General features: G+C 61.9%; 14 protein-coding genes. All 14 read right to left on the bottom strand.

Features of this window, described 5'->3' with window-relative positions; translation table 11 throughout:
• Position 1: 1 nt before the first annotated feature.
• A complete protein-coding gene (locus FGE05_RS27060; protein WP_139649776.1) occupies positions 2 to 2,935 on the bottom strand; it encodes a DUF748 domain-containing protein in 2,934 nt (977 codons plus the stop codon).
• Positions 2,936 to 3,052: 117 nt separating this feature from the next.
• A complete protein-coding gene (locus tag FGE05_RS27055; RefSeq protein WP_139649774.1) occupies positions 3,053 to 4,069 on the bottom strand; it encodes a class I SAM-dependent rRNA methyltransferase in 1,017 nt (338 codons plus the stop codon).
• Positions 4,070 to 4,172: 103 nt separating this feature from the next.
• A complete protein-coding gene (acs, locus tag FGE05_RS27050) occupies positions 4,173 to 6,110 on the bottom strand; it encodes an acetate--CoA ligase (protein WP_139649772.1) in 1,938 nt (645 codons plus the stop codon).
• Between the two features lie 190 nt (positions 6,111 to 6,300).
• The gene (gene pgi, locus FGE05_RS27045) at positions 6,301 to 7,965 is read right to left on the bottom strand and encodes a glucose-6-phosphate isomerase (protein ID WP_139649770.1); all 1,665 of its coding nucleotides are present in this window, start codon (positions 7,963 to 7,965) and stop codon (positions 6,301 to 6,303) included.
• 353 nt (positions 7,966 to 8,318) lie between these two features.
• Positions 8,319 to 8,699, bottom strand: a complete 381-nt coding sequence (panD, locus tag FGE05_RS27035; protein WP_007963888.1) for an aspartate 1-decarboxylase — start codon at positions 8,697 to 8,699, stop codon at positions 8,319 to 8,321.
• 203 nt (positions 8,700 to 8,902) lie between these two features.
• Positions 8,903 to 9,760 carry a pantoate--beta-alanine ligase gene (gene panC, locus FGE05_RS27030; protein WP_139649765.1) on the bottom strand — a complete coding sequence of 286 codons (858 nt, stop codon included), beginning with the start codon at positions 9,758 to 9,760 and terminating at the stop codon, positions 8,903 to 8,905.
• Positions 9,757 to 10,557, bottom strand: a complete 801-nt coding sequence (gene panB / locus FGE05_RS27025; RefSeq protein ID WP_139649763.1) for a 3-methyl-2-oxobutanoate hydroxymethyltransferase — start codon at positions 10,555 to 10,557, stop codon at positions 9,757 to 9,759. The genes panC and panB overlap by 4 nt, the downstream gene beginning before the upstream one ends.
• Before the next feature lie 362 nt (positions 10,558 to 10,919).
• Positions 10,920 to 11,405: a 2-amino-4-hydroxy-6-hydroxymethyldihydropteridine diphosphokinase gene (gene folK / locus FGE05_RS27020; RefSeq protein ID WP_139649761.1), complete on the bottom strand. Its 486-nt coding sequence runs from the start codon at positions 11,403 to 11,405 to the stop codon at positions 10,920 to 10,922.
• Positions 11,406 to 11,408: 3 nt separating this feature from the next.
• The gene (locus tag FGE05_RS27015; protein WP_139649759.1) at positions 11,409 to 12,806 is read right to left on the bottom strand and encodes a polynucleotide adenylyltransferase PcnB; all 1,398 of its coding nucleotides are present in this window, start codon (positions 12,804 to 12,806) and stop codon (positions 11,409 to 11,411) included.
• 822 nt (positions 12,807 to 13,628) lie between these two features.
• Positions 13,629 to 15,062, bottom strand: coding sequence for a sigma-54 dependent transcriptional regulator (locus tag FGE05_RS27010; protein ID WP_139649758.1), 1,434 nt, complete (start codon positions 15,060 to 15,062; stop codon positions 13,629 to 13,631).
• A 22-nt stretch (positions 15,063 to 15,084) separates the two neighbouring features.
• Entirely contained in the window at positions 15,085 to 18,039 is a 2,955-nt protein-coding gene (locus FGE05_RS27005) for a sensor histidine kinase (RefSeq protein WP_175363812.1), read from the bottom strand.
• Positions 18,023 to 18,199 (bottom strand): hypothetical protein, encoded by a 177-nt coding sequence (locus tag FGE05_RS27000; protein ID WP_003176118.1) that lies wholly within the window; start codon positions 18,197 to 18,199, stop codon positions 18,023 to 18,025. The genes FGE05_RS27005 and FGE05_RS27000 overlap by 17 nt, the downstream gene beginning before the upstream one ends.
• Positions 18,200 to 18,276: 77 nt before the next feature.
• Positions 18,277 to 19,167, bottom strand: coding sequence for a tRNA glutamyl-Q(34) synthetase GluQRS (gene gluQRS / locus FGE05_RS26995; protein ID WP_139649754.1), 891 nt, complete (start codon positions 19,165 to 19,167; stop codon positions 18,277 to 18,279).
• Between the two features lie 210 nt (positions 19,168 to 19,377).
• Entirely contained in the window at positions 19,378 to 19,821 is a 444-nt protein-coding gene (gene dksA / locus FGE05_RS26990) for an RNA polymerase-binding protein DksA (protein WP_024779597.1), read from the bottom strand.
• Positions 19,822 to 19,850: the final 29 nt, after the last annotated feature.

Below are 19,850 nucleotides of genomic sequence, written 5' to 3'. Positions count from 1 at the left end.
CCTATTCGGCATCCAGATGCAGGGGGGTGATCACACGCCCGTCGCTTTCGGCCTGGCCGAGGCTGGCGTCGATGAAATAGACCCGGTCATCGGCCAACTTGCCCTTGTCCACCAGGAAGTCCTTGATGCTGCTGGCCCGCTCCTGGCCCAACTCGCGCAGCAATACGTCACTGCCGCTCCAGAATTTGATAACGCCTTCACGCAGTTTCTCGATGCGGGCCTTTTTATCCAGTTGTGTCCATTCGGCCGGCGGCTGGGCCTTGAGACGGGTTCGATAGATGCCTTCCAGCAGCGGTGCCTTTTCGTCCTCCGGCACCTGCAGCAGCGCCGCCTTGGCCGGAACCTTGTCGCCCCGGCGTTGCAGCATCTTGTAGTAGTTGTACTGGTATTCGCGTTCCAGGCGCTGGCCGGCGAGTAGCGGCCCGTCGCTGCTTTCGGCGGCAGTGCCTTCGATTTCCAGGCGCAGTTCCGGACGCTTGGCCAGTGCCTCGGAGAGCTTGAGCAGCACACCTTCGCTTTCCTGGCTCAGGTCGCTGGAGCCGGGTGCGAAGGCGACGCTGCCCAGGTCTTCCGAGCCACCGCCGGCCACCAGTCCGCCGATGAGTTTGAACGGCGCCTGGGCCGCTCGCACCACCAGGTTGCGCAGGGTTTGCCAGACAATCGGCATCACACTGAATTGCGGGTCGTTGAGGTTGCCGGACACCGGCAGCTCGATGGAGATCCTGCCCTGCGAATCCTTCAGCAGTGCGACGGCCAGTTTCAGCGGCAGGCTCACGGCGTCCGGGCTGTCGACCTTTTCCCCCAGTTGCAGTTGCTCGACCACCACCTTGTTTTCGGCCTGGAGCTGACCCTTGGTGATCCGGTAATGCAGGTCGAGATTGAGTCGGCCCTTGCGAATGCGATAGCCGGCGAACTTGCCGGAGTAGGGCGTCAGCGTCGTCAGCTCGACCCGTTTGAAACTGGTGGCGATATCGAGGCTGGCCATCGGGTCGAACGGGTTGAGAGCGCCCTTGATCGTTACCGGGGCGTAGCGGTCGACCTTGCCATTGACGTCCACGCTGGCCGGTTTGGCCTGGCGGCTGTCGATGGTGCCGATCTGACCGTTGAGCTGCTGGATGGCCGTGGCGAAATTCGGCGTCAGACTGAAGTCGGCAAAGTTGGCCGAGCCTTCGTTGATGGCAATCGCGCCGATGTGGATACCCAGTGGTTTTTCCTGGGACGCCGGTTTTGCTGCAGCGCTCTTCGTGCCGCTGTCCGGCGGCTGTGGGATCAGCAAGTCGTCGACGTTGGTGGTGCGGTCGTCGTTGATCATGAAGCGGGCATAAGGCTGGAACAGGTTGACCTTGTCGATGGACAGGCTGTCACCGTGCTGATAATTGAGGCCTTCAAGCACCAGGCTCTGCCATTTGACGAAATCGCGGGTCTTGAGGGTGTCGAGGGTGTGCAGTTGGTCGACCTGGGCGCGGCCGGTGACGGCGAAGGCCAGCGGTGCGGTGTTCTTGAGATCGACCATCAGGTCGCTGCCGAGCATCCCTGAGCGCAGCTCCAGGCGAATGAACGGGGTGATATAGGCCTGGGCGACCCGCAGATCGATGTCCTGGGTCTTGACCTTGAGCCTGGCGGTAATCGGGTTCAGGTTGACTTCGCCGTCGGCCAGGAGCTTGCCCTGTTTACCCACACCGGTATCAAGCTTGAGGGTAAAAGGCGAGCCGTTGAGGGTGTCGTAGTTCTGCAGGTCGAGGTTAAGCGGGCCGACGTCCAGTGCCACGGCGGGTTGCGCCTGGCGGTCGGCCAGATGTACCCGGTAATCGCGCAGTTGCACATCCTTCAACAGTACCTGCCACGGCTTGCCGGGTGCCTTGGGCTCGGGTTTGGGGGAGTCGGCGGCTGCCGGGGCCGATGCCGGTTCTACCTTGACCTGCGGCTTGGCCGGCTGGCTGGCGAAGAGTTTCTGCCAGTCCAGTTGACCATCGGCCTCGCGTGCCGCCCAGGTTTCGAGCTTCTGGCTGCGGACCTTGCCCACGACGACCTGTTGTTTAGCCAGGTCCACCGTAGTCTCGCTGACATCCAGGCGTTCGAGTTTCACCAGTGGACGGCCATCGGGGGCCTTGATGGCGAAAGGCGCGACACTGACGGCCACGTTGTTGAGCTGCAACTCGGTGCCCTTGGCCAGGTTGAGCTTGTAGTCGGTGCTCAGGTTGAGGATGCCGTTCTCCAGCACCAGCGGTACCGCGTCGCGTACGTAAGGCCACCAGAACTTCATCTGGCCATCGGTGACCTTGAGCTTGCCCTCGGATGCGATTGGCGAAAGGCTGACGTTACCGGTCCAGTCGATCTTCCCGCCTTCGGGACCGGCGGCTACCAGGGTCATGTCGGCGCTGTCGTCGGGCAGGGTGCTGAGGTTCTTCAGCTCGAAATCAAGGGCGTCGTAGAGAAATTCGATGGGCTCGCTGGGGCGAAGGTCCTGGAAATGGACATAACCGGTGGCCAACTTGATCCGGTCGACCCGCAGGGGAAACGGCTTGGTCTCGGGGTTGGCAGGGGTCGGCTCGCTGGGTGGCAGCTTGAACAAGCCCAGGAGGTTCAACTGGCCGTCCTTGGCGAACAGCACTTCGGTCCGGGGCTTGTCCAGTTCGATGTCGGCCAGGTGCAGGGCACCGGACCACAGGCTGTCGATCTGCAGGTTGGCGTACAGCCGTTCGAAGCCCACCTGTTCCTTGCCCGGTTCGCCGATATTCAGGCCCCAGACGGTGACTTCAAGACTGAAAGGATTGAGTTCGATGCGCTGGATCTGAGCAGGTACCGTGGCATGGTTGGCCAGTTGCTGATTGGCGATTCGCAAGGCGATGCCTGGCAGTATCAGAAAACCCAGCAGGCTATAGAGGGCCAGTGCGGTGAACAGGGCGCCGAGGGCGCGCAGCAATCCTTTGAGCATGTGTGGCTTCATCTGGTGGAATCGGAGTGCCTTGGAGTATGGCACGCGTTTACGGTTCCGAAGCCACTGGGATTTATGAGAATTGTCCGTTTTTTCCGTAGGAGTCCTGAGGTTGGCTCAGAACTGCAGGATCAGTGTCTTGAGCGGAGGATTACGGTCCATGGAAGGGAAGTCCTCGCCGGGCGTCAGTACGCTCCATTCGCGCACTGGTCGGCCGGCTTTTTCCGCACAACGCAACACCTGTTCGCGCCAGTCGTCCATGGACACCTTTGCCAGATTGTTGCAGCAGATCAGCACGCCATTGTCGGCGGTGGCGAGCAGCGCCGGCTTGAGCAGGCTCTGGTAGTCCCGCAGCAGGTCGACGGTGCCGAAGGCGCTCTTGGCCCAGGCCGGCGGGTCGAGCAGCACCAGGTCGTATTGGCGTTGTTCCAGGCGCACATAACTGGGCAGCTTCTGTCCGCGCCGTTGGCTGATGGGCAGGCCTGCCAGTTGGCGGATCGCCGGGAAGTAGTCCGACTGCACGAACTCCATGGACGGTAACGTGGGGTTGAGCAGGCCGTTTTCGCGACCCACCGCCAGGTTGCCTTCGGCAAAGTCCAGGTTACACACCTCCCGCGCGCCACCGGCCGCGGCGCTCAGGCCAACGCCACAGGTGTAGGCAAACAGGTTCAGCACGCTTTTGTCGCGACTGTGCGCCTTGACCCAGCCGCGAGCATTGCGCAGATCGAGAAACAGCAGCGGATCCTGCCCGGCATGGCGTCCACGAACGCGATAATTCAGGCCCCATTCGTGGCCGACCAGGTCTTGCAGGGCGGCCTCTTCGGCTTGGTAGACCGTGTCCTGGCGATCGATTCGCGAGTTGCCGCGGGCGCGGTCGTTGTAGACCAGCAGGGTGTCGAGGCCCAAGGCTTCGTTGACGATGCCATGCAACTGCAACAAGGCCTCGCGTTCCAGCGACTGATGGAAACTCTGCACCAGCAATTGCGGGCCGTAGCGGTCGACGGTCAGGCCGGGTGCGCCTTCCTGGCTGCCATGGAACAGGCGATAGCAATCGGTGCCTTGCTGATGCAACTGGCTGAGCAGGTCCTGACGTTGGTCGAGGGCGGCGCGCAGCGCCTGATTCAAGGAAGACATGCCAAGCGCGCCTTAAGGAAATGAGGCGCGAGAGTTTAACAGCTTCGTGAGGGATCGTTCCCACAGAGCGTGGGAACGATCAGTCAGCGGAACGTCATGTCCGCTAGCGATTCAGGCGCTTGTCGATCAACCCCTCCACCACGCTCGGGTCGGCCAGGGTCGAGGTATCGCCGAGGCTGTCGAGTTCGTTGCAGGCGATCTTGCGCAGGATGCGCCGCATGATCTTGCCCGAGCGGGTCTTGGGCAGCGCCGGCGCCCACTGGATCAGTTCCGGCTTGGCGAAGCTGCCGATTTCCTTGCTGACGTGGGCCAGCAATTCTTTCTTCAATTCATCATTGGCCTCGACCCCGTTCATCGGCGTGACAAACGCATAGATGCCCTGGCCCTTGAGGTCATGGGGATAACCGACGACCGCCGCTTCGGCGATGCTGTCGTGCAACACCAGGGCGCTTTCCACCTCGGCGGTGCCGATGCGGTGGCCGGAGACATTGATCACGTCATCGATGCGCCCGGTAATCCAGTAATCGCCGTCCTCGTCACGGCGGGCGCCGTCGCCGGTGAAGTAATAGCCGGGGTAGGGCTTGAAGTAGGTGTCGACCATGCGTTGATGATCGCCATAGACACTGCGGATCTGTCCCGGCCAACTGGACTTGATCGCCAGTACACCGCTGCCGGGTCCGGTGATTTCCTTCCCCGTTTCATCCAGCAGGACCGGCTGCACGCCGAACATCGGGCGGGTGGCGCAGCCTGGCTTGAGTCGCTGGACGCTCACCAGTGGGCTGAGCATGATGCCGCCGGTTTCGGTTTGCCACCAGGTATCGACAATCGGGCAGCGCTGCTCGCCCACGGCGTTGAAATACCATTCCCAGGCTTCCGGATTGATCGGCTCTCCGACGCTGCCGAGCAATCGCAGGCTTTTGCGCGAGGTGGCCTGCAAGGGCCCGGCACCTTCACGCATCAGCGCGCGCAGGGCGGTGGGAGCGGTGTAGAAGATGTTGACCTGGTGCTTGTCGATCACCCGCCAGAAACGTGAGCTGTCGGGATGGCTGGGAACGCCTTCGAAGATCAACGTGGTGGCGCCGTTGGCCAGCGGGCCGTAGACGATGTAGCTGTGGCCGGTGACCCAGCCAACATCGGCGGTGCACCAGAACACTTCGTTGTCGCGATAGTCCAGCACGTACTTGAATGTCATGGCCGCCTGCAGCAGATAGCCGCCGGTGGTGTGCAGCACGCCCTTGGGTTTGCCTGTGCTGCCGGAGGTGTAAAGGATGAACAGAGGATCCTCGGCGTCCATCGGTTCGGGCGGGCAGTCGTCGCTGGCGTCATGCATGGCCTGGTGATACCAGAGGTCGCGACCTTCGGCCCAGCTCACTTCGGCCTGGGTGCGCTCGACCACCAGGACCGTGCTGACGTTCGGGCAGCTTTCCAGGGCTTTGTCGACGTTGCGTTTGAGCGGGACGAAGCGCCCGCCGCGCACGCCTTCGTCGGCGGTGATCACGGTGCGGCAATCGGCGTCGAGAATCCGGTCACGCAGCGAGTCCGGCGAAAACCCACCGAACACCACCGAATGCACCGCGCCGATGCGGGTGCAGGCGAGCATGGCGTAGGCCGCTTCCGGGATCATCGGCATGTAGATGCAGACCCGGTCACCTTTCTTCACGCCACGGCTTTTCAGCACGTTGGCCAGGCGGCACACATGCTTGTGGAGTTTTCGATAGGTGATTTCCGCCGATTCGGCGGGGTCGTCGCCTTCCCAGATGATTGCCGTCTGGTCGCCGCGTTTTTCCAGATGACGGTCGATGCAGTTGGCGCTGACGTTCAGCTTGCCGCCCGCAAACCAGGTGGCATCGCCGTTCTTGAGGTCATAGCGCTGGACCGTTTGCCAGGGCGTCATCCAGTCGAGAAACCGGGTGGCCTGTTCAGTCCAGAAGGTACTGGGGTGTTCTATGGATTCTTTGTAGAGCCGCTGGTATTCGTCCTGACTCAGTTGCGCAGCCCGGCGGACGGCATCGGCTTGGGGGTACTGGCTGATATCGAACATGACGGTTCCTTATTCTTGTTTTTGCGACAAGTCATAAAGATGCGCCGAGTAGCCGGAGGGTTCAAGCCTGCACAAACGACTGTGGGAGAGAGCCTGCTCGCGATGGCGGCGTGTCAGTCGACATTGATGTCAACTTATCCACCGCTATCGCGAGCAGGCTCGCTCCCACAGGGGGAGTGCGCCGTTTGGATCAGCCGCGATGGCGTCCACGGAAGTAGCTGATCAGACCTTGGGTCGAAGCGTCTTCGGCCGCGCTTTCTTCGCTGCCCACCAGGCGGTTGTAGACACCCTTGCCCAGTTCCTTGCCCAGCTCCACGCCCCACTGGTCGAAGGCGTTGATACCCCAGACCACGCTTTGTACGAACACTTTATGCTCATACAGCGCCACCAGTGCGCCAAGACGCCGTGGGCTGATGCGTTCGACCACCAGGGTGTTGCTCGGGCGGTTGCCCGGGATGACCTTGTGGGCGGCCAGTTTCTGCACGTCTTCTTCACTGGCGCCTTTGTCCCGCAGCTCGGCTTCGGCCTCGGCGCGGGTCTTGCCGAGCATCAGGGCCTGGCTTTGTGACAGGCAGTTGGCGTACAGCCATTGGTGATGATCGGAAACCGGGTTGAAGCTGACGACCGGCACGATGAAGTCGGCCGGGATCAATTGGGTGCCCTGGTGCAGCAACTGGTGGTAGGCATGCTGGCCGTTGCAGCCGACGCCACCCCAGATCACCGGGCCGGTGTCGGTGGACACCGGTGTGCCGTCCTGGCGCACACTCTTGCCATTGGACTCCATGTCCAGTTGCTGCAAGTGCTTGGTGATGTTGCGCAGGTAGTGGTCGTACGGCAGGATCGCGTGGCTTTGCGCGCCCCAGAAGTTGCCGTACCACACGCCCAGCAAGGCCAGCAGCACCGGCATGTTCTGTTCGAATGGCGCACTCTGGAAATGCTGGTCCATGGAATAGGCGCCGGACAGCAGTTCCTTGAAGTTCGACATGCCGATTGCGAGGGCGATCGGCAGGCCGATGGCCGACCACAGCGAGTAACGCCCGCCGACCCAGTCCCACATCGGGAAGATGTTTTCTTCGCGGATGCCGAAGGCCACGGCCGCTGCGTTGTTGCTTGATACGGCGATGAAGTGGCGATACAGCTCCGCTTCGGAGCCGCCCTGGGCGAGGTACCAGGCGCGGGCGGCCTGGGCGTTCTTCAGGGTTTCGAGGGTGTTGAAGGATTTCGACGAGACGATGAACAACGTGGTCTCGGCGCGCAGCTTCATGGTCAGTTCGTGGAACTCGCTGCCGTCGATGTTCGCCAGATAGTGGCAGCGAACGCCTTTTTGCGCGTAGGACAGCAGGGCTTCGGACACCAGTTCCGGGCCGAGGAACGAGCCACCGATACCGATGTTCACCACGTCGGTGATCGGCTTCTCGGTGTAGCCGCGCCACAGGCCATCGTGAATTCGGCCCACCAGGTCGGTGATCTGGTTCAGCACCTTGTGCACATCCGGCATCACGTTGACGCCATTCACCAGCAACCGGTCGCCCACCGGCCGACGCAGGGCGGTGTGCAGGGCCGGGCGGTTTTCGGAAGCGTTGATGATTTCGCCTTCGAACAGCGCCTTGATCGCGCCCTTGAGGTCGACTTCATTGGCCAGGCCCACCAGCAGGTCGCGGGTCTGGGCGGTAATCAGGTTTTTTGAATAATCGAGAAACAGGCCGCAGCTCGACAGGGTGAATTGGTTGAAACGCTGCGGATCGGCATTGAACGCTTCGCGCATGCTGAAATCCTGCATGGCCTTGCGGTGGTCATTCAGCGCCTGCCAGGCGGGCAGAGCGGTCACGTCATGAGGGTTTCGGTAGTACGCCATCGCTGCGGGTTTCCTTTTACTTGAACGACCTTTTGTACACTAAAAATTCCGGCCTGGCCCGCGCTGGGCGTCCGGACACCTGCGTCGACACGATCTGCGGGCGCAGGGCGACTACAGTAAACCTCGCGTTGCGATCTGTCTTGGCTTTGTCAGACCGGTTCCCGGTACTTTTTTATACAACGGGTGCGGGAAAGGGCCGACAGACGGGAGGACGAAGCACTCTTCTGGACAAGAATTACTCACTGTGGGAGCGAGCCTGCTCGCGATGACGTTAGTTCAGTTGACGTTGATGGCGACTGACAAACCGCAATCGCGAGCAGGTTCGCTCCCACAGGGGGGATGTGCGGGGGCGATCAGGCGACCTGCACCGGAATGGCATTGCTGGTGTGGCTCAGCTCATTGCCCGGCGCCATGTACAGCATGCGGGGCTTGAAGTTGACCAGCTCGGCTTCGCTGTAGTGGGCGTAGGCGCAGATAATGACGCGGTCACCCACCTTGGCCTTGTGGGCTGCGGCGCCGTTGACCGAGATCATCCGCGAGCCTTCTTCGCCACGGATGGCGTAGGTGGTGAAGCGCTCGCCGTTGTCGACGTTGTAGATCTGGATCTGCTCGTATTCACGGATTCCCGACAGGTCCAGCCACTCACCATCGATGGCACAGGAGCCTTCGTAGTCGAGCACGGCGTGAGTGACTTCGGCGCGGTGCAGCTTGGCCTTGAGCATGATGGCGTGCATGGTTTTCTCCTCTGGTCGGGTCCGAACGGCGGGCAGTTTGCCCGAAGGCCGCCAGGGCGGCAATGGCTCCACCATCCCCTGTGGGTGAGCCCGTGGGAGCAAGGCTTGCCCGCGATACAGTCACCTCGGCTCCAGGGCCGACCGCGTTAACTTCATCGCGGGCGAGTCTTGTTCCCACAGTTTGCTCCACAGAGGGGATGGTGTCAGGCGGCGTCCAGATCCAGGTGCAGGTTGTCGATCAGCCGCGTGGTGCCGAGGAACGCGGCGACCAGAATCACCAGGTCGCGATCTTCAGGCGTGGCCGGGCGCAAGGTCCGGGCCTCGCGGATCTCCAGGTAATCGGGACGCATGCCCGCGGCTTCGAGTTGCTTGAGCTGCTCGGCAATCAGGGCCGGGAAGTCCCGTCGCCCTTGTCGGATCGCTTCGGCAATGCGGCTGAGGCTGCGGTAGACCTCAGGCGCCACGGCGCGTTGTTCAGGGCTGAGGAAACCATTGCGCGACGACAACGCCAGGCCATCCTCGGCGCGGACGGTCGGTTCGCCAATGATCTGGATCGGCATGTTCAGGTCGTGGACCAGTGCACGGATCACTGCCAGCTGCTGGAAGTCCTTCTGGCCGAACACCGCCAGGTCGGGCTGGACCATGTTGAACAGCTTGCTGACCACCGTCGCCACGCCCTCGAAGTGCCCGGGGCGGCTGGCACCGCAGAGGCCTTCGGACAATTGTGGCACGCTGACCCGGGTTTGCCCGGTCATGCCGTCGGGGTACATCTCTTCGACGGACGGGGCGAACAGCAGATGGCAGCCGGCCTGGAGCAGTTTTTCCTGGTCGGCGGCGAGGGTGCGCGGGTATTTGTCGAGGTCTTCGCCAGCGCCAAACTGCAGCGGGTTGACGAAAATGCTTGTCACCACGAAGTCGGCTCGCTGCGCCGCTTTGGTGACCAGCGCCACGTGGCCGCTGTGCAGGTTGCCCATGGTCGGCACGAAGGCGATGCGTTTGCCTTCGCTGCGGGCACGGGCCACGGCGGCCCGCAGTTCACGTACGGTCTTGACGGTGTTCATGCAGAGAATCCGTGTTCGGCGCCAGGGAAGGTGGCCGCTTTGACCTCCGCCACGTAAGCGCTCAGGGCGGACTGGATGTCGGGTTGCCCGGTCATGAAGTTCTTCACGAACTTCGGCGCGCGACCCGTGAGCGACAGCCCCAGCATGTCGTGCAGCACCAGTACCTGCCCATCGGTGCCATTGCCAGCGCCAATCCCGATGACCGGAATCTTCACCGCCTGGGTGATTTCTTCGGCCAGCTCGCTGGGCACGCATTCGAGCAACAGCATTGCCGCCCCGGCCTGCTCCAGTGCGATGGCATCGGCGCGCATCTGTCGCGCCTGGTTTTCATTGCGGCCCTGGACCTTGTAGCCACCGAGCACGTTGACCGCCTGCGGTGTCAGGCCCATGTGCGCGCACACCGGGATACCGCGTTCGGCCAGCAATCGGATCGACTCGGCCAGCCACAATGCACCTTCGACTTTGACCATGTTGGCGCCGGCCTGCATTAGCAGGGCGCTGTTGGTCATGGTCTGTTCGAGGGTGGCGTAGGCCATGAATGGCAGATCGGCGAGGATCAGTGCGTCGGTGTTACCGCGTTTGACGCAGGCCACGTGGTAGGCCATGTCAGCAGTGGTCGCCGGCAGCGTGCTGTCGTGGCCCTGCAACACCATGCCGAGGGAATCGCCCACCAGCAGCACTTCGACACCGGCCTCGTTGCAGGCGTGGGCGAAGGTTGCGTCATAGCAGGTCAGCATGGCGATCTTTTCGCCTTTCTGCTTGAGACCTTGCAGCGTGGTCAGGGTAATAGCTGGCATGAAAAAGTCCTCATTAGGCGCTCGTGAACTACTGCGAGTAACGCGCATGATTCGTCATTTATACAGGCGCACCCTCTATGCGTGGTGCTTGTAAGGCCTGGATTGCGCCCTTCAATGCCGCGTTGGCGGCAACGGGACGCCTATAGTCGTGAGGAGCACGGGGGAAGTCAATTGGATGTGTTACCGGCGGGTGTTACCGAGGTTACTGATGCGTTTCAGCCGGGAGGGGTGTTCAGGATGTGACTGCTTGGTGCCAGATCCTGTGGGAGCGAGCCTGCTCGCGATGACGGTGTGTCAGTCAACATATGCATTGATGGATCCACCGCTATCGCGAGCAGGCTCGCTCCCACAAGGGGGCTTTGTCAGTGAGGCGGCATGCGCTCCAGGCCGACGAATGGACACGCGGCCAGCAGGTCCTGGAGCAGGCGCCCGTCGGCCAGGCGCAGGTCGGCGGGGGCAAGTTCCGCCAGCGGGTACAGCACAAACGCCCGGGCGTGCATGTGGTAGTGGGGAACCTTGAGCCGAGGCTCGTCGATCAGCCGATCACCGAACAACAGAATGTCCAGGTCCAGGGTGCGCGGGCCCCAGCGCTCCAGGCGTTCGCGGCCCTGGCCGGTTTCGATGGCTTGCAGTGCGTCGAGCAGGTCCAGTGGCGCCAGTTGGCTGTCCAGCGCGGCCACTGCATTGGTGTAGCGTGGCTGGCCTGGCAACAGTGAATCGCTTTGATAGAACGCCGAGACGTCAACGAATCGGCTATCAGGCAGGCTCGCCAGTGCCTGGAGGGCGCTGCGCAGTTGTGCCTCGGGTTCCGCCAGGTTGCTACCCATGCCGATGTAGATGCGTTCCATCGATTACTCGCCCGACGCGCTCGGCACACCGGCACGCTTACGCTTGGCGCCGCTGCTGCGACGACGTTTGCGTGGGCCGCTGGCGCCGTCTTCCTTGCCGCTGAGTTCGCGAATCATCTCGCGGCGCTCGCTGTCATTGGCATCCTGGTAATCGGTCCACCATTCGCCCAGGCCATCGGTCTGTTCGCCGGCGCTTTCACGCAGCAGCAGGAAGTCGTAGCCGGCGCGGAAGCGCGGGTTGTCCAGCAGCAGGTCGGCACGCTTGCCACTGCGACGGGGCAGGCGTTCCTGCATATCCCAGATTTCGCGGATCGGCATCGTGAAGCGCTTCGGAATCGCGATGCGCTGGCACTGTTCGGCGATCAGCTCGTGGGCGGCTTCCTGCATGGCCGGTATCGGCGGCATGCCACGGTCCTGCAGGCGCAATACCCGGGCCGGTAGCGCCGGCCAGAGCAGGGCGGCAAACAGGAAGGCCGGGGTCACCGGCTTGTTCTGCTTGATACGCAGGTCGGTGTTGATCAGCGCTTCGCTGATCAGGGTGTGGGTGTAGGTCGGGTTGTGTTCCAGCGCCTCGGCACTGGCCGGGAACAGCGGATCGAACAGTTGCAGGTCCACCAGCATTTCGAAGGTGTCCGCCGCGTTGCCCGACAGGAACAGCTTCAGCACTTCCTCGAACAGCCGGGCCGAAGGGATTTCCCGCAGCATCGGTGCCAGGTCGCGAATCGGCGCGGCGCTGTGTTTTTCGATGCCGAAGTTCAGCTTGGCGGCGAAACGCACGGCCCGCAGCATCCGTACCGGGTCTTCCTGGTAGCGCTGCTTGGGATCGCCGATCAGACGGATCAGATGATTGCGGATGTCGTGTACGCCGTTGGCGTAATCGAGGATGCGTTCGCTGACCGGATCGTAATACAGGGCGTTGATGGTGAAGTCGCGGCGTTGCGCGTCTTCTTCCAGCGTGCCGTAGACGTTATCCCGCAGGATGCGCCCGCTCTCGTTGCGAGAAGACTGGTTGCTGTCTTCTTCTTCGTCATTTTGCGGGTGGTTGGCACGGAACGTCGCCACTTCGATGATTTCGCGGCCGAAGTGGATGTGGACGAGCTTGAAGCGCCGGCCAATGATACGTGCGTTGCGGAACTCGGCCCGGACCTGTTCCGGCGTGGCGCTGGTGGCTACGTCGAAATCCTTGGGGGTGATGTTGAGCAGCATGTCGCGCACGCATCCACCGACCAGGTAAGCCTGGTAGCCGGCGTTCTGCAGGCGTTCGACGATGTTCACCGCATAACGGCTGAACTGGGCCTTCTGCAATGAGTGCTGGCCGCTGTTGAGCACTTCAGGCGTGCTGCGGATGTGTTGCGTACGACGCAAGGGAGAACGGAGTGACTGGAACAGCTTCTTCAGCATGGGATGCACTGTTTGAAGGAATGTTCGGCCAAAACGAAGAATGACCGCATGATGGGCGGGGATTCTAGCATTTAGTCTGGGGATCGTGTAGGACGCAGCAGATTTGAGCTGCAAGCTTTAAGCGGCAAGTCTTGTAGGCTTCGCGGTGACGGAACGTCGGAAACCACAAGGGGAGCCGAAGCTCCCCCAGAATTAGTTGCGTGCTCTGTTTTTATTATTGGTTTCGGGCTTCTTGTTTTTGTTGAGTGCCCGCGTCACCAGGTTTCCCTGCGTGACCCTCCCAATCGGGAGCCAAGAGCAAACGGATTGCTTTGGTCGCTGTGTTGCAGTGATCCATCGATCCAACCAGTTCAGGCACCTGTCTTGAGACAGTTTTTATTGTTCTCGGCCTGGTTGTGGGGCAAGCCCCAAATACAACGCCTCTCCAAAAGAATCAGTTAGCTGCGCCTCTCGCCGTCTTGTTTTTATTGTGCGTGAGTCGATTCGTCTTATTTTTATTGTCTTGTGCATTGCTTGTTATTGTTCTTGTACCAAAGCTATAGCAGGGTGCGTGCCAACTTTTGCGAGACCCAGCGAAACCGGGGGTTCTAAGGTTATGCCGCTTTTTTTGGGGCGAAAAAAAGCCGGGGTTTCGTTACCGTAAACCCCGGCTTCTGTTACGTGAAAAAGCTGAGGTAACAGTTTTTTCACATTCACGGCGTTGTAACCGTCTACCTCTGTGGGAGCGAGCCTGCTCGCGATAGCGCTGTGCCAGTCGCCCTGAGTGCAGGCTGATACACCGCTATCGCGAGCAGGCTCGCTCCCACCCTCCCACCCTTGATCTCAGCTTTCGCTGGCCACTCCGGTCTTGCGACGCGGAATCCCCAGGCGCTGGCGACGTTCCCACAGGCACTTGCGACTCACCCCCAGCTTGCGTGCCAGTTCGGTCTCGGTCATGTGGTCCTGATGTTCCAGGACGAAATGCTGGAAGTAGTCTTCCAGGGACAGGTCCTCGGTAGGCTCGTGGCTGGTGTTGTTGGCAGCGCCCCCCTGTTGTGGAGCCAGGCCGATGAACTCTTCATCGTCGAGATCGCTGAGCTCGACGTCGATCCCCAGCAGGTCGGCGGAGATTTCCGGGCTTTCGCACAGGATCACTGCCCGCTCCACTGCGTTTTCCAGCTCCCGGACGTTACCCGGCCAGGCGTAATGACGAATGGCCTGTTCTGCGTCGGGGGCAAACTTCAGGTCGGTGCGGTTGACCCGCGCGCTCTGGCGCGCGAGGAAGGCGTTGGCGATTTCGTTGACGTCCGCGCCCCGTTCGCGCAAGGCAGGCAGTTTCAGCGCAATGACGTGCAGGCGGTAATACAGGTCTTCGCGGAACTGGCCGATTTTCGCCAGGCTCTTGAGGTCACGGTGGGTCGCGGCGATCAGGCGCACATCGACTTTTTGCGACTGCACCGACCCGACCCGACGGATTTCGCCTTCTTGAAGGACCCGCAGCAGTCGTGCCTGGGCCTCCAGCGGCAATTCACCGATTTCGTCGAGGAACAGCGTGCCACCGTCCGCCGCTTCTACCAGCCCGGCGCGCCCGGCGCTGGCCCCGGTGAAGGCGCCTTTTTCATGACCGAACAGCTCGGACTCGATCAGACTTTCCGGAATCGCCGCGCAGTTCACCGAGATCATCGGCGCCTTGGCTCGGCGCGACAGGTTATGCAGGGCACGGGCCACCAGTTCCTTGCCGGTCCCGGACTCGCCCTGGATCAGCACGTTGGAGTCGGTTGGCGCGACCTTGCGGATCTTGACGTACAGATCCTGCATGGGCGGACAGGAGCCGATGATGCCGATTTCGCCATTACTGTTGCCAACGACACCTTTGGTGGTGGCAGCTTTACCGTTCGTCGGCTCCGGTGGGTTACCGGTCGCCGTCTGTCGGTCACGCAGGATACGGGCCACGGCCTGGAGCATCTCGTCGTGATCGAACGGCTTGGCGATGTAGTCCACCGCGCCCATTTTCATGGAGTCGACGGCCGAGCGCAGGCTGGCGTAGCTGGTCATGATCAGCACCGGCGTGCCCTGGCCGAGCTTGATCAGCTCGGTACCGGGGGCTCCGGGCAGGCGCAGGTCGCTGACGATGAGGTCAAACGTTGGGATGCTGAATCGCTCTTGTGCTTCCTGCACGGAACCGGCTTCGCTGACCTGGTATTGGTTGCGTTCCAGCAGGCGACGCAAGGCGGAGCGGATAATTGTTTCGTCTTCGACGATCAAAATGTGCGGCATTGATTCGATTCTCTCGACGGTCTCAGTTCACAGCGGACGTCGCTTCGACATGACGCGGCAAGGTCACCCGTATACGGGTGCCGCGTTGGCCTTGTACATCGGCCGGGCTGTCGATGGTGATTTGTCCATAATGCTCTTCAACGATGGAATAGACCAGTGCAAGGCCCAGTCCGGTGCCTTCGCCAGGATCCTTGGTGGTGAAGAAGGGTTCGAACAATCGATCCATGATGTTCTGTGGAATACCGCTGCCTTCGTCTTCGACGATCAGATCGATCGTGTGTTCGCTGGCTTCGCTCTTGACCCGCACGGCGCTGCCGGCCGGTGAGGCGTCGCGGGCGTTGGACAGCAGGTTGATCAGGACCTGGGCGAGCCGCTGGGGATCGCCGTCGACCCAATGATCCGGGTCGCACAGGTTGAAGAATTGCACTTCGAAATTGCGCCGGTTGAGGGCCAGCAGGCCAATGGCATCCTGGGCCACTTCGGCCAGGCAGACTGGCTCGTCGTTGTGCTGGTGGCCGCCGGCGTGGGCGAAGCTCATCAGCGACTGCACGATACGCGACACGCGTCGGGTCTGCTCAAGGATCTGGCTGCTGATTTCCGTCAGTTCGCCATCCTCCTCGCGCTCTTCACGCAGGTTTTGCGCCAGGCAGGCGATGCCGGTGATCGGGTTGCCAATTTCGTGGGCCACCCCGGCTGCCAGCCGGCCGATGCTCGCCAGGCGTTCGGAGTGGACCAGCTTGTCTTCGAGCATCTGGGTGTCGGTCAGGTCTTCCACCAGCAACACCAGGCCACTGTTGCCCGGCGCCAGCGGCTCGTCGATGGCCGCCTTGTGCAGGTTCAGCCAGCGGGTCTGGCCGTCGAGGGCCAGGTGCTGTTTGTGCAAGTGTTCGTCCGGCAAGTCGATGAAGCCTTGCAACAAACCTTTCCATGGCTCGCCCAGGGTGCTCAGGCGTGAACCCACCACACGCTGGGCGGCGATTCCGGTCAGTTCTTCCATGGCCTTGTTCCACATCAGGATTTCCTGGTCCTTGGCCAGGGAGCACACGCCCATCGGCAGTTCCTGCAAGGTCTGGCGGTGATAACGGCGCAGGGCATCCAGCTCGGCGGCAAGGCCGGTGAGGCGCGAGTGGTAGTCCTCGAGGCGGCTTTCGATGAAATGGATGTCCTCGGTGACGTAGTTTTCGCCGCCGGCCTTGTAGGGCAGGAACGTCTCGACCATGTCCTGGGCCACGCTGGGACCCATCAGGCCGGACAGGTTGGCTTCGATCCGGTCCCGCAGGCGACGCAAGGCATAGGGGCGACGCTCGTCGAAAGGCAGGTAAAGGTCCCGCAGGGCCTGTTCGACTTCCTTTTGCGCGGCCTTTGCACCCAGGGGTTTGGCCAATTGCGTGGCGAACTCCTGGGGCGAGGCCGCGTGCAGTTCACGGCGTTGCGGGCGGCGAACGTTGTCCACGGCGCAGGCTTCGGCGGCGCTGGCTTCTTCGCTGCTGGCGTTGGTGAACAGCGAGATCAGGGTGAACATCAGCACGTTCGCCGCCAGCGAGGCGATGGCCGCCATGTGCCAACTGGTGTCGTCGAGCACATAGATCATGTTCAGCAACGGGATATAGAAGCCTTGCAGGTTGCCCAGCAGCGGCAACAGCATGGCAACCAGCCAGACCAGGATGCCCGCCAGCAAGCCGGCGATAAAGCCGCGGCGGTTGGCAGTCGGCCAGTACAGCACCGACAACACGCCCGGCAGGAACTGCAAGGTGGCAACGAAGGCGACAATGCCCAGGTTGGCCAGGTCCTGGCCATCTCCCAGCATCAGGTAGAAGCCGTAGCCGGCCATGATGATCGCGACGATCAGTGCCCGCCGGGTCCATTTCAGCCAGCGGTAGATATTGCCCTCGGCCGGTGGTTGGTAGAGCGGCAGCACCAGGTGGTTGAGGGCCATGCCCGACAGCGCCAGGGTGGTCACGATGATCAGGCCGCTGGCCGCCGACAGGCCGCCGATATAGGCCAGCAGGGCCAAGGCGTGATTGTTGGCGGCGATGCCGATGCCGAGGGTGAAGTATTCCGGATTGGTACTGGCCCCCAGCTTCAACCCGGCCCACAGGATCAGCGGCACCGCCAGGCTCATCAGCAGCAGGAACAGCGGCAGACCCCAGCTCGCGCTCACCAGCGAGCGTGGGTTGAGGTTTTCGGTGAAGGTCATGTGGTACATGTGCGGCATCACGATCGCTGACGCGAAGAACACCAGCAACAGCGTACGCCACGGGCCTTCCTGCAACGGTGTGTGCAGGGCGGCGAGGGCGGTCTGGTTCTGCAGCAGCCACAGTTCAAGCTGTTGCGGGCCGTTGAACACACCGTACAGCGCGTAGAGGCCGACGCCACCGATGGCGATCAGCTTGATCACCGACTCGAAGGCGATGGCGAACACCAGGCCTTCGTGTTTTTCCCGGGTGGCGATGTGCCGGGAACCGAAGAAAATGGTGAACAGGATGATCAGGACGCAGAAGCTCAGCGCCACCCGGTGCTGCACCGGCTCGTGGGTCAGGATGCTGATGGAGTCGGCCACGGCCTGCATCTGCAGGGCCAGCAACGGCAACACGCCCACGAGCATGAAGATCGTGGTCAGCGCACCGGCCCAGGTGCTGCGGAAACGAAAGGCGAACAGGTCAGCCAGGGACGACAACTGGTAGGTGCGGGTGATTTTCAGGATCGGGTACAGCAACACTGGCGCCAGCAGGAAGGCTCCCGACACACCCAGGTAACTGGACAGGAAGCCATAGCCATACTGGTAGGCCAGCCCGACCGTACCGTAGAACGCCCACGCACTGGCGTAGACCCCCAGCGACAGGGTGTAGGTCAGCGGATGGCGGATGATCGCCCGGGGGATCATGCCTCGTTCACTGATCCAGGCCACGCCGAACAGTACCGCCAGGTAGGCCGCACTGATCAGGATCATCTGGGTCAGGCTAAAGCTCATCGGCATCTTTTTGGCTCTGCAGGATGAAGGTCACGACGATCAGGATCAGCCAGAGCAGATACGGCCGATACCAGGCACCCGTGGCATCGATCCACCAATCCATGATGGCCGGGGAGAACAGATAAATCCCCACTACCAGGAGCAGGACCAAGCGATAGATGTACATCCCGGCCTCTCTTTTTTAAGCGCGTGCCCGAAAACGTGCGGCGATGGTAACGGATGGGCGCCAAGCTGCAAGGGCCGTCAACGTATTTGCGCCTCGGGCAGGGTCATTGTGCGCGGGATCCGTGCCGCATCCCAGTGGCGAACGCCCCAGGCCAGCAGCTCCCGAGGGCTGGCGTCGGCCAGTTCGACGCCGGATTCCTGACCCAGTGCGCGCAAGGCCCTGCGCAGCAACGGCGTGGCCTGGTCGGCCGCCAGCGGTGGCGAACGGTAGGACTTGCCCAGCTTGTGTCCGTCCGGTTGGGTGATCAACGGCACATGCAGGTAGCGCGGCTGTGGCAGCCCGAGCAACTCTTGCAGATAGAGCTGGCGGGGTGTGGAGTCCAGCAGGTCGGCGCCGCGCACGATATCGGTCACTCCTTGCCAGGCGTCGTCCAGCACCACGGCCAGTTGATAAGCATAGAGCCCGTCGCGGCGCCGGATGACAAAATCGCCGACCTCGCGGCCCAGATGCTGGCGGAACTCGCCTTGTACCCGGTCGATGAAGTGGTACTCGAGCTCGGGGACGCGCAGGCGGATGGCGGCGTCTTCGGTGCTGTGCCCGGCGTTGCGGCACAACCCCGGATACACACCCTGATACGCCTCCAGTTGTTTGCGCGAACAGGTGCAGGCATAAGCCAGGCCTTGGCTGAACAGGCGGTTGATCACCTGATCGTAGGCCTCATGACGTTCGCTCTGGCGGACCATCTCACCGTCCCATTCGAAGCCATAGCTTTCCAGGGCCTTGAGAATCGCCACTTGCGCGCCGGGTTCTTCCCGGGGCGGATCGAGGTCTTCCATGCGCAACAACCAGCGTCCGCCAGCGGCCCTGGCGTCCAGGTACGACGCCAGGGCCGCGACCAGCGAGCCGAAATGCAGGTGGCCACTGGGAGTGGGGGCGAAGCGTCCGATGTAGGAGGAGGTGGCAGTCATAGGAAAATAATAGTGGAGGAACACTGCCCCTTTGTGGGAGCGAGCCTGCTCGCGATAGTGGTATGCCTGCCACCGCAGAGGTGACTGATCTGGCGCTATCGCGAGCAGGCTCGCTCCCACAAGGGGGGCACACGTTCTGAGTAGGGAACCTGGTGCAAACAAAAAACGGAGCGTATGAACGCTCCGTTTTTCGGTAACAGCTCAGGCAAATTACTTGCCGACCTGTTTTTCCTTGATTTCCGCCAGGGTCTTGCAGTCGATGCACAAGTCGGCCGTCGGGCGGGCTTCCAGCCGGCGGATGCCGATCTCGATGCCGCAGGACTCGCACCAGCCGTATTCTTCGTCTTCGATCAGTTGCAACGTCTTGTCGATCTTCTTGATCAACTTGCGCTCACGGTCACGTGCGCGCAGTTCCAGGCTGAATTCTTCTTCCTGGCTGGCACGGTCGGCCGGGTCGGGGAAGTTGGCCGCCTCGTCTTTCATGTGGTCCACGGTGCGGTCGACTTCCTGCATCAAGTCCTGTTTCCACTTGTTCAGGATCTTGGTGAAGTGCGCGCGCATGGGGGCGCCCATGTACTCTTCGCCCGCTTTAGGGACATAAGGCTCAAACCCGCTGAGCGACTGATTTTGATTTTGCTTTGCTTGGGTGGGCATGAATGGACCGCCTCTACTCTTGTAATCCA

The sequence above is a fragment of the Pseudomonas sp. ICMP22404 genome (assembly GCF_006227205.1).
Lineage (GTDB): Bacteria > Pseudomonadota > Gammaproteobacteria > Pseudomonadales > Pseudomonadaceae > Aquipseudomonas.
This window is presented reverse-complemented; position numbering and strand designations above follow the sequence as displayed.